Genomic DNA, 11,009 nt, shown 5'->3' with positions numbered 1-11,009 from the left:
CGCCGACTCAGCAAAGATTATGAATGTGACTGTTCATCGGCCGAATCCTTTGTGTATCTGGCGAACATTTATCGCATTAGCCGTAAAATTTAAACAGGTTCTAAGTATTCTTGAAGAAAAACTTAAATCAAAGGATAATATTGACGCTGTCAGCAAAGAAAGCTTAAGGTTACTTTCAGAAAATAAGAACCTTAAGAGAAGTTTAGACTCTTTAACAAGAAAACGACCATGAGGTTATACGTAGTAAGCCGACCAACATTAGATATTAATGAAGTAGTGAGATTTTTAAATGACGAAAATGTCTCTTGGAGGAGAACTGAAGGTACATCTGAATCAGATGAGATAATTGAACTTGCTGGAAGAATTTGTTATATGTCCTTCGGCAATTTACAATCACCAAGATCAAACACTGATTATATTAAGAACCTTATTGTCCAAGGTCATGAAAGTGTTTTAGAGCATGTAACTTGGTCATTTATATTAACTGGAATCTCAAGAGGGTTTAGTCACCAATTAGTCAGACACCGAATAGGGTTCTCCTATAGTCAACTCTCACAACAATATTATGACGAAAGTTATGCTGAATTTGTCTTACCAGATATAATTAAGCATTCAAAACGAGCAATGGAGAAATGGAAGGAGATTACAAAAAATAATAGAGAAAGCTATAAAGAGCTTTTAGAGTATCTTAAAGAAATTAAGATAGATGGGCTTTCTAAAAAAGAGCTTAATAGGCTATTATATACTGCCGCCAGAAGCGTTCTGCCAAATGCAACTGAAACAAAAATATTTGTAACAGCAAATGCAAGGTCAATTAGACACTTTTTGAAAGTAAGGGGGGCTATTCAAGGCGATGAAGAAATGAGACGTGTATCTGCTGAATTGTTGAAAGTAGTTACACAAGACGCAAAGGCACTTTTTTCGGATTTCCATATAGAGTATTTAAAAGATGGTTCTCCTATTGTTATTCATAATAATGGAGGTAACTAATTTAATGAACTAAGACATAGTACTAGCTTAGCTCTTTGAAGTAAGTCCTTAATATAAGTCAGGAAAGGTTACTTCTTTTTGTAGTTAATAATTTCACTTATGAGAAGCTCATCTCCTGTTGAAAGTGGTCTACGGTTAAGAAGTCCCTGTTTGTATCTCTCTTGAGTCATTTCTGATGAGCATAAATCAAAAAGACCTGCTGATCTATGTGCTTTTGGAGTAATGGGCCTAATAATACATGGAATTTCTTCATCTTCTGAACACAAAAATTCATAATGGTCATTGTAGATCGTCAGCTGAAAGTGGACAAATTGAGTGGAAAAGCTAAGAGACACTTTGTGTACTCTGTACTTTCTGACAAATATAATTTTTTCGGCGTCTCACCATTGTAAGGTGCTTGGTTTTCTGCCGTTCCGCCAGGCGCTGTTTTTGCAGACCCAGATACGCTTCCAGGGGCGCGACATTCTCCAGCGATTCATGGTAACGCTGCTCATTATAGTACGCCACCCATTCAGCCAGCCGTGTTCGTAATTCCTCAGGGCTATAATAGTGCTCCAGCAAAAGCACATTCTTCATCGACCGGTGATAGCGCTCGATTTTGCCCTGGGTCATCGGATGTAGGGGCGCTCCTCGTACGTGGTCGATTCGTTCCCCTTTCAGGTAGTCTCTCAGGTACTGCGAGATGTAAGCCGATCCATTATCGGTTAGGATGCGAGGCCTTTGCTCTGGTTTGAGTTTGGCCTGCTCCAAGGCTAAGCGAATCGTCCGTTCCGCGTCAGTAGCCTGCATGCTCGAGCAAAGCTCCCAGGCAATGATGTAGCGCGAGAAGTCATCCAGCACCGTCGAGAGATAGTACCAGCCCCAACCCTGAATCTTGAAATACGTGAAATCAGTTTGCCACAGCTGATTAGGAGCTGTAGTGGGATTGGCAAAGTGATCGGCGGCCTCTTGGAGCCGGTACACCGGTGTAGTGACTAAGCCATGACTTTTCAGCAGGCGGTACACGGTCGACTCGGAGACGAACCAGCCCTCATGATCCGTGATGTGCCAGGCCAACTCCCGGCTGGACAAATCAGGCCGCTCCAGGGCCAGTTCCACAATCCGATTCTTTTCGGCCGGTGGTACCTGGTTCCAGCCACTGCTGCGTCGGCTGGGTTGCGGTGCCAATCCATCGAAGCCTTTCTCCACATACTGCTTGTACCACTTGTAAAAGGTGGAGCGATTGATGTCCAACTCCTGTAGGGTGGCTTTTACACTCAATGAGGATTGTTCCACCAGAGTGATAATCTCCATCTTCTCAGACTGAGTCATACGATGATAGGGCTTATTCGTCGGCTCTGAGATTTTTTTTTAACAGGCGGTTCTCCAGGCTGAGTTCAGCCACCAGTTGCTTGAGAGCTTCGTTCTCGTTCTTCATCGACTGCACTTCAGGGGCGGTAGCTTCGCGGGTAGTATCACCAGCTAAACGCTTTTTACCCGCTTCCAGGAGCTCCTTGCTCCAGCGGTAGTAAACATTAGAGTTCAGGCCTTCCCGGCGACAGATTTCAGCTACGGAGTGTTCACCCTGCAGGCCTTCTAGCACGATGCGAATCTTCTCTTCGGCCGTATATTGCCGTCGCGTCTGCCGTTTGATGTCTTTGATAATCGATAGCGCTGGTGTACGCTGCTCAGAGGAGGGGGTTGAGCTAGAGCGTTTGGTATACGCTCTTTTTGAAGGATTGGACATAATCAAGGAAGTTTGGGTAAAACAAGTTAGTTAACTCTCTTTCCCCTTTCCAACTTATTTGTCCACTTTCACTTGACTACATACACCATTATAATAAGCTGAATTAAATATAATAACCAAAGTACTTAGTTTGTAGGCAAACTAAGTACTTTGGTTATCAATAGGACTACATAAAGCACCAGATTTACTTTGGTGACTCCCACTCAAGAGTTATTTCAAGGTTGGATTTGCCGCTGCCTTTAATGATTAATGACAAAATATCACCAGGTTCAGCCGAAACTTCAATCCCAAATTTAATTGATACCTTATTAGGCTTAATGTCATCAAATGCTTTATGAAGATCTTTTGAAAACGAGTTTATAGTTGAAGTTATAGTTTCAATAGAAGGTATGCCCTTGTTTGAAACTTCTTTACGAAGCCCCTTAGTCTTTTTACCGATAGGCGACGCGGTTTCAAATAAGACGGTTGTTCCGTCTGATAGTTTTACTTTTTGAAGTAAAGAGCTAGACTCTGAACTTTGTAGTTCAGATACTTTTTTCTGCTTATCCATTTCAAAAATCTTTAAGTTTTACTGATGGAACTGAACCTTTAACATGGTCATAAATTTGTTTCTTAATGGGAATGCTGTATTTACTTGTGTCAAACTCCTTAGAAAGCTCAAGCAGGAATTCTTTCGATAAACCATATACTTCTTCGAAATTGTTAACTTTTACAAAAGAGTACTTTTCTACTGTAGCGTTAAAAAATGAAACATTTTTTAACGCTGTATATTCAAAACTAACTTTAAAAAGTTTAGAACGGTCAAAACTTACATTTTTAAGAGTACTTTCATGAAAATTAGCATCAGTTATTGTACATTCTGAAAAGTTGACATTTATGAAATTGTTTACTCTAGGGGCAAAATTATTAATCTCTGAAGATGTAAAATCATTTTTATAAAGAATACAAGCATAGAAATCTACAAAGTTTAATTTACAGTTAATAAACTTAGTTTCACTTAGATCACTCTGCCTGAAACTTGCTCTGTCAAGAACACAGTTAGTAAAAGTAGCTGATTTAATAATAGACTTTGGAGCGTGGAATCCTTGAAGGTTTAAATCGTAAAAGCTCCAATAGCTTAAGTCAAGAGGTTGTAAGTACTGATCAAGTATATGAAGATAAATGCTCACCTCAAAATTTGAATCTGCTTTCATGTCCATTTTTAAAGATGCACATAAGTTACCGTAGCCATAAAATACATTTGCACTTTTTTTAATGTCGTTTAGCTCTTCATTAGGCCCTCTGAACTCTTTTTCATATAGAGTAGCTCTAAAATTATTTATGTTTTTTATTAAATATGTCTTTTGCTCACTTTTATCATCATTAATAATTTCTTTAAGGTGGCTAATCACCTCTAAAGGCATAAACTTTGAAAATACTTTAAAAAGGATTTCAGAAAAAATTGCCCCTTTAACTCCTGAATTACCTAATTTGTTTTTAATTTCTTCCCATATATATTCTGCAGATAAATATTCAGATAAAGATTTGTGGAGAAATTCTATTTTATAATCGTCATCTGAATCAGACTTATGTCTCTTTTTGAAGTAGAAGGCAATCATCATTGCTCTAAAGAGATCTTCATCTGTTTGTACAAGCCTTAAAGTTGTAAGCTCACCTTGATTAAGTATCGCAATAAATTCTGGTTTATTTAAATACTGATAACCAGAATAATAAATTTTGAAGGCTATCTTCTGTAACACACTTCTAAGATCGTGTGGTGTTAAACCAGTAAGTAGTGGGGGTCTTTTTTGATTATCCCAAACTTTATTTACAATATCAGTAAACAACCTTTTATAAATTTGGCTTTTATTTATTTTATCATCTTTATAGACTCCAACAATGGCTATTATTTGTAATAAAATTGGCTGACTAATTAGCTCTTTAAGTGAACTGTACACTAAAGAGTCAGAATTAATTTCATCTATATCAATAGGAGATATTTTAGGAGGAAATAGTTTTGCAAACTCTGTATATGAGTTTAACCAACTCTTTTGCTGATCTACAGTAAACTCATTTATAGACACTATTGGAAATCTATTCCCAACTTCAGCTAAATCAATATAATATCGTGAGGTTACTATAACTTTGATCGTTTTTTCTTCATAATTGTAAGCTGCTAATCTGCTAACTATTTTATCAGCATATTCTGTATAACTTCTTATTGGACTTCTAAATATTTCTAATTCATCTAAACCATCTAATATTAAAATTGAATTATAGAAAGTTTCTTCTGTAAGCAGTGAAACTACATTTTCTTTTAAATGATTATAAATCGCTTTTATTGGGTCAGTAATTATTAGGTCAGATTCAATTATATCTCTAAATTTTATAAAAAAGATAGGTCTAATTATATTATAATGCGAGTCAATTAATTCGTATAACAAACGGTAACAACTTGAAGTTTTTCCCTGACCTGGGTAAGCTAAAACAAAAAGGACGTTTTTTGAACTCGTTTCTGTAAAAAAGTCATTAACTCCTTGAAGTTCTACCCACTGTTTCAATAGTTGATTTAATGTAATATTATACTTATTGATAAATAGATCTCTAACTAATGACCTTTCATCAACGTTTTGCAGTTCATCATTATATATTTCATATAGAGAATGTCTGAAAATACTCACACCTGGATCTATATATATATCTTTTAACGTTAAATGCTCATCATTCAAAATTTTTGTATTTTGATAGTATTTTGATAGACTATTTTCATACTCTTTTATCTGTTTTTGTTCCTCCGAAGATGTTTTTTTCTTTTGTTCTTCTTGAATGGTAATTAACTCTGGAAAAGAATCGAATATTACTTTTTCTGACAATGCTATTCCTCCTGAAGCTCCTTCAATTTTATAAGGGATTATTCCAATAGCAAATCCTGTTTTTAAGCTTACTAAAGCTGATCCACTAAAGCCTTCAACAGGATCTCCTTCCTTAAATTTTATATGAGTTCTTTGTTTTAAAATAGCTTCAATTTTTCCATTAAAAGAGTCTTCATCTCCCTTACCTTCAGGATCTTCTTGTAATAACAATGAAAACCCCCAGGCTACAATAGGATCAAAGACTTCATATCCTTGATCAAACAAAATTATCGAGTTTTCAGTGGATGGCTTTACAAGGGAAATTAATGCTAGGTCGTGCTTTTTACTATATTTAATACTTGGTTTTTTGATGATCCACTTCTTTGGAGTATTTGTATCCTCAACAACTACTTTTTTCATTGAGGAAGTAACATGTTTGCATGTAAGTATTTTATCTTTTGCAACAAAGAAACCAGTGCCGAAGTTACTTATATCTTCTTGGTCGTAGATAATAACTGTAGCTGCTTTAATTCTGGCCTCAATAGAACTGAATATCTCTTTGTTGGAAACCATCTTAAGCCTAGTACCTTAGGTTTATATTTATTGTTTTATGACTACTGTGGAGTCCTATTGACTACTGAAAACTTGTTAATTGTTAATTTTTCGAATATAGTACCGCTTGTTCTTTTTGTAACAAATATAAAGAATACAATTATAGATACAACTTTATAAAAAAAGCCCCAAATCAAGTGATTTGAGGCTTTTTGCTCCCGAAGCTGGGCTCGAACCAGCGACCCTCTGATTAACAGTCGTAGACTAGCTATTTTTTGCTTCTATATTGTGTTTGTCTATTTTCTAATATTAGTCATTTAACTAATTGATTTACAAATATTTATCTAAAAAATTTTTTGACTCTTTTATTGCTGCTGTGCTTTTATTTACTACTTTTGTTTTGCAACTTGTTTTGCAACTCGCGACAGGTTGCAAAACATTCATCAGGTATAAACGAATGGCAACAGCAACGGTCAACCTTTATCTGGATACTCGGAAATGTGCTGAGGGAACAGGCATGGTCAAATGGTCAGTTATCAGTGAGCGCAAGCCACGCTTATTCAGCACTGGCCGTAAAGTGACAACGGCCGAATGGAAGTTCCTACAGGACAATAAGCAAAAGCTAGACAATCGTAATAAAGACGAAGAAAAAATACAGCTTTGGCGGGAGATGTATGGCGACACGTTTCACGATACCTTATCCGGTAAGACCCAAATCAGCTACCTGAAACGGGCTCATGTCGTCATTGGACAGTTAGGTGACAACTTCACCTTTGAAGGTTTTGCTGAAGCCATATTTAATTTTGGCAAAGAAGAAAAGAAACTAGCCGAACAAACGGACCTCATTGCTGCTCTACTTACTAAAGCGGCTAACATGGACAGCGCCGGACGTATTGGCAATGCAACAAACTACGGACTGGCTGCAAAGTCATTGCGCCGGTTTGTGAACTCCTTTACCGATGACGATCGCAAAAAGTTTTTAAATATTCCTGTTCCCCGCAGAATCAACCAACCTCGTCCGGCTGCTACATTACGGTTTGAACACTTAACGCCGGAGTTTCTGACCTCCTATGAACAATGGATGCTCCACTACGGTAAAGCACCACAAAGCAAGGAGAAGCAACCAATACCTGCTAGCCTGACCACCGTAGGTATATACTTACGGCACGTTCGGGCCGTGGTTAACGATGCCATTGAAGCCGGACTGATGAGCCGGGAGGCTTACCCGTTCGGCCGTAACAGGTACGTCATACCAGCCGGAGCCAATGCAAAGAAGGCACTGCCTAAAGCCGACCTTGAGAAGATAAAAGCGTATCAGCCGATACCGGGAACCACTGAGCAGCGGAGCCATGATTTGTGGCTATTTTCTTACTTTGGCAATGGGGCTAACCTAACGGATATATGTCGCTTGACATGGGGGCGGGTAGATCTGAAGGAAAGCAAAATTACATTCATCCGGCAAAAGACTGCCCGTAGCAAAAAGCAAAACCTGACTCCTATTGTAGCCCATCTGAGGCCTGAAACCATTGCGGTAATTGAGCGATGGGGAATAACAGACAGACGACCTAATAACTACGTTTTTCCATTCCTCAACCCCAATATGACGGAACGGCAAAAGAAGCAGACGATTCATCAGCTTGTGAAGATGACAAACAAATGGATGGGTAAAATAGCTAAGCAATTGGAGATTGATGCTGATGTGAACACCTACGCTGCCCGGCATTCGTTTGCTACCAGTCTGCTGAAGAGCAAGGCTCCCTTGGCATTTATTTCTAAGTCCCTAGGACATACGAACCTGAAAACGACAGAAAGCTATTTAGGCTCCTTCGATGATGAGGAAGCCAAAGCGTTTTTAAGCGCCCTTTAATTATTACTTAGTAAAATAATATGGAGAGTTATGCAGATCAATCGCTTGTAGCGGCCATAAAAGCATATGTCAAAGCGGAAGACCATATGGCTGGAATAGCAAAGTCCATGAACTTCAAAGTAATTCCGAACATAGGAGTTCAAATGGATAATGAAGTTTTTATAAGAGTTCCATTTAATCCGGAAGCTTTGATGTCCCTCAAGGAAAATAATATAACGATTTTTAATGATTCACCTCAATACAGTATTGTGCTGAGAAGAATCCATGATAAGATGATCCGTTTTGCTAAAGCTGAAAAACGATTTCAAGAAGGTCATTCTTTAATGGTAGAGCAAGATAATGGTATAACAAAGTTAATAAACATAACAAGTGAACTAAAAAAAACAAACCCCGTAGTGTACGAAAAGATTATCAATATTCTCCGACAAGATCAAAAGCTTCGAAGAATATGGAAGCTTGGAGGAAATATTTTTCATATGTTTAACGATTATTTGAAAGGTCTATTAGATGGTTTGCCCATTGAATATTACAATTATGAGTTTGAACAGGCCTTCTTCCAAGCCATTCTAATCTATTGCGACAACCTTGATAATATCTCTTCTGAAGTTATAAGGAAAGCTTATTATAAGCGGGCACGACAGATAAGATTACAGAATGTAATTGAGGTTAAGAAAATGGATGAAGAAATATTAGATGAATTTAAAAATTCAACAAGCCCTCCTTCGGTAATTAATCAAGAGAAATTACCATTTGCAGTAATTTCATATATATTCCAATATGAAAATATGAAAATAAATGAGCTTAATAAAAACGAGATAGCGGCAAAATTTGGACATAAAGCAAAAACAAGCGGGTTCACATTGTTAAATGAATACTACCTGCCTTTCGAATCAGTTGAAGGAAGAACATTACGAAAAGGAGCTGCAAAGCAAATTTTGAGTGCAATTCCGCATTTAACTACTGACATAGCAATAAAAAAGGCAGAAAAGGAGTATACAATAGCCATTCAGAACAAGGGAAAAAAAGGAAGAGGACGAACAGGAATAAAACTGGTTCCTAGAAATTCCTAAGAACACCCTATTCCTCTGATCATCTTCGTGTCAGAAATCATAACTGACACGATGAACGAAATATCAATCACATTTGACCAACTGCCAGTCGCTGTATACCAACTTCGTCAAGAGGTAAGCGAACTCAAGGAGTTGATGGCAAGCATATCCAGCCATTCGACACCTACCAGTATCAACGAAGACCAGCCGTTACCGGTAAAAGAGGCTGCTGACTTTTTAGGGGTAGCTCCACAGACCATTTATCAGAATATTGATAGAATTCCGCACCGAAAGCGGTTCGGTCGTCTTTATTTCTTCAAAGTTGAATTACTGGAGTACCTGAACGCAGGGGAGGGCGTGAAGGCATGAACGCCCTTCAACACATAAGGGAGTCAAATCGGACGTATGTGCTATACCGTTGTTTGAGTATAGTAAAGTACTCCTATGCAATGCCAAGAGACAAAAGCATTATGTTCCCTGGCTTTACATGCTTGTATGCTGGATATACTTCTTTCGGCTACCAGTTTACCAGCCTTTACCGGGGTCACCAGCAATACCAGACTGGTGTTTTCATCTTTCGAACCAAAGCTGCTTGTGATCGGGTCGCCTTTGTATATAGCCTCCACCAATTCGCAAATCGCAACATCCGATAGCAACTGTTTAACCCAGAGCTACCAGATTCAGATTGGTTATATCGGTAAAATAGCTACCAACTTCAAATCACTTTGACTGGCTTTGCTGGTACCGTAAGTACAACTGTAAGAAAGTCAACAAATAGAATCATGAACAACCAGAAACGGCATAATTTCCAATCATCTAACCGCCAACAAGGACGATTAATCTTCTGAATTATTAAGAAGATTAGTGACAATGGTGCTAAAAAGACTTTTGAAACCTACAATTTACATTCCAATGAAACAAAATAAGGATTTCCGCTACCAGTTAGAGAAAAGAGTTAGCCAGCATTCTTGTCCCAAATGCGGACAAAATAGGGAATATACCAATTATGTAGATACCTACACTGGAGAGCTACTTCCTGAAGAATACGGTCTTTGCAATTGCGGTTACATCTTAAGCCCCTATTTTAAAACCTCGTCCGTTAAAAGCTACGCGGAGAAGGTGTGGGAGGAAAATAAAATCCCAACGAAATTCTTTGCCAAAGCATACCAGTTGAAGCAGGAAGGTTCAGGGGCTTCGGAGATAATCGTGCATTTACAAAAATATGAAGGAGCGAATTTCGAACAAGCTGAATATGTCGCTGATTATGTATTCGGCAAGATGAGAAAGACCGGCGAAAAAAGCTGAGGAGCTGTCACCCCAATCGGCATATCCGATAATACCGGAAGAGGTATATGAACCTACGCTTAGTGCCTACTTCAGGAATAATTTTGCCCGCTTATTAAACCACCTTTTCGGAGAGGATAGGGCTCGGGAATTGATAGTGCGCTACAGAATTGGTACGTTGGATAAAAGGTTCTTCAGTAGTGAGTTTGGTGGCACCATCTTCTGGATTTCAAATGAGCTTGGAGAACGTAGTACGAGGGAAAATAAAGCTGTTTGGGCGGGATGGCCATACCAAAGAGAACAGTTGGATACACACGTACTTAATGGACCTGTACCATAAACGACCCGACTGGCTGTTTGAATATGCTAATTCAGGCGACAATAAATGAACTGTCCCTTTCGGTCTGCACCTGTTAGCTACGGAGCTAGAGGAGAAACCAATTGGCGGATTTGGTGATAGGGCCAGAACCGATGAAGTTGTGGTAAGCTGTTAAATACAAGGAAAGCCGATCTATTGGGGATCGGCTTTTTTGTTTGTAGTTAATAAAGAAGTATAATCACTTCATAATTTTTATAATTAAAATAGTAAGGTAGCGAGCCTTTTGATTGTAGTAGTCAAGACTTAGTCTGACAGATGGGGGTGAAATTAACTGTCAGTTGCTTGCTGTAGCCGTGCCCAGTTGAACTGTCCTGTTTGCTCCTGATCCGGT

9 protein-coding genes are annotated in these 11,009 nt (G+C 38.4%); 6 read left to right on the top strand and 3 right to left on the bottom strand.

Annotated features, from left to right (window positions below):
• Nucleotides 1–232 (top strand): hypothetical protein (locus ABD949_RS18435; protein ID WP_345245660.1); only part of this gene is annotated, 232 nt, incomplete at its 5' end.
• Nucleotides 229–990, top strand: a complete 762-nt coding sequence (gene thyX, locus ABD949_RS18430; RefSeq protein WP_345245658.1) for an FAD-dependent thymidylate synthase — start codon at nt 229–231, stop codon at nt 988–990. The genes ABD949_RS18435 and thyX, both read left to right, overlap by 4 nt.
• Nucleotides 991–1,314: 324 nt before the next feature.
• Here the strand turns inward: thyX and ABD949_RS18425 are convergent.
• From ABD949_RS18425 to ABD949_RS18415, 3 genes are all read right to left on the bottom strand, one after another.
• Nucleotides 1,315–2,716, bottom strand: a protein-coding gene (locus ABD949_RS18425; protein WP_425576773.1) for an IS3 family transposase whose coding sequence is annotated in 2 segments (ribosomal slippage) — nt 1,315–2,322 and nt 2,324–2,716 — 1,401 coding nt in all. Because the reading frame shifts where the segments join, the coding sequence is not laid out codon by codon here.
• A 184-nt stretch (nt 2,717–2,900) separates the two neighbouring features.
• Nucleotides 2,901–3,266 carry a CU044_2847 family protein gene (locus ABD949_RS18420; RefSeq protein ID WP_345245654.1) on the bottom strand — a complete coding sequence of 122 codons (366 nt, stop codon included), beginning with the start codon at nt 3,264–3,266 and terminating at the stop codon, nt 2,901–2,903.
• A 1-nt stretch (nt 3,267) separates the two neighbouring features.
• Entirely contained in the window at nt 3,268–6,120 is a 2,853-nt protein-coding gene (locus tag ABD949_RS18415; protein ID WP_345245652.1) for a pentapeptide repeat-containing protein, read from the bottom strand.
• Between the two features lie 304 nt (nt 6,121–6,424).
• Here ABD949_RS18415 and ABD949_RS18410 point away from each other — a divergent pair, with 304 nt between their 5' ends.
• The 4 genes from ABD949_RS18410 (at nt 6,425) to ABD949_RS18395 (ending at nt 10,320) form a co-directional block, all read left to right on the top strand.
• Nucleotides 6,425–7,966 (top strand): tyrosine-type recombinase/integrase, encoded by a 1,542-nt coding sequence (locus ABD949_RS18410; RefSeq protein WP_345245650.1) that lies wholly within the window; start codon nt 6,425–6,427, stop codon nt 7,964–7,966.
• 20 nt (nt 7,967–7,986) lie between these two features.
• On the top strand, nt 7,987–9,036 hold the full coding sequence (locus ABD949_RS18405; protein WP_345245648.1) for a hypothetical protein: 1,050 nt from the start codon (nt 7,987–7,989) through the stop codon (nt 9,034–9,036).
• A gap of 135 nt (nt 9,037–9,171) precedes the next feature.
• Nucleotides 9,172–9,384, top strand: a complete 213-nt coding sequence (locus ABD949_RS18400) for a helix-turn-helix domain-containing protein (protein ID WP_345245646.1) — start codon at nt 9,172–9,174, stop codon at nt 9,382–9,384.
• A 543-nt stretch (nt 9,385–9,927) separates the two neighbouring features.
• Entirely contained in the window at nt 9,928–10,320 is a 393-nt protein-coding gene (locus ABD949_RS18395) for a hypothetical protein (protein ID WP_345245644.1), read from the top strand.
• Nucleotides 10,321–11,009 lie beyond the last annotated feature (689 nt).

Source organism: Nibrella saemangeumensis, assembly GCF_039541915.1.
Classification (GTDB): domain Bacteria; phylum Bacteroidota; class Bacteroidia; order Cytophagales; family Spirosomataceae; genus Nibrella; species Nibrella saemangeumensis.
This window is presented reverse-complemented; position numbering and strand designations above follow the sequence as displayed.

Bases quoted from the DNA above. Each gene is read 5' to 3' on its own strand.
- ABD949_RS18400 (WP_345245646.1), top strand. From the start codon at position 9,172: ATGGCAAGCATATCCAGCCATTCGACACCTACCAGTATCAACGAAGAC.
- ABD949_RS18395 (WP_345245644.1), top strand. From the start codon at position 9,928: ATGAAACAAAATAAGGATTTCCGCTACCAGTTAGAGAAAAGAGTTAGC.
- ABD949_RS18420 (WP_345245654.1), bottom strand. From the start codon at position 3,266: ATGGATAAGCAGAAAAAAGTATCTGAACTACAAAGTTCAGAGTCTAGC.
- ABD949_RS18415 (WP_345245652.1), bottom strand. From the start codon at position 6,120: ATGGTTTCCAACAAAGAGATATTCAGTTCTATTGAGGCCAGAATTAAA.
- thyX (WP_345245658.1), top strand. From the start codon at position 229: ATGAGGTTATACGTAGTAAGCCGACCAACATTAGATATTAATGAAGTA.
- ABD949_RS18405 (WP_345245648.1), top strand. From the start codon at position 7,987: ATGGAGAGTTATGCAGATCAATCGCTTGTAGCGGCCATAAAAGCATAT.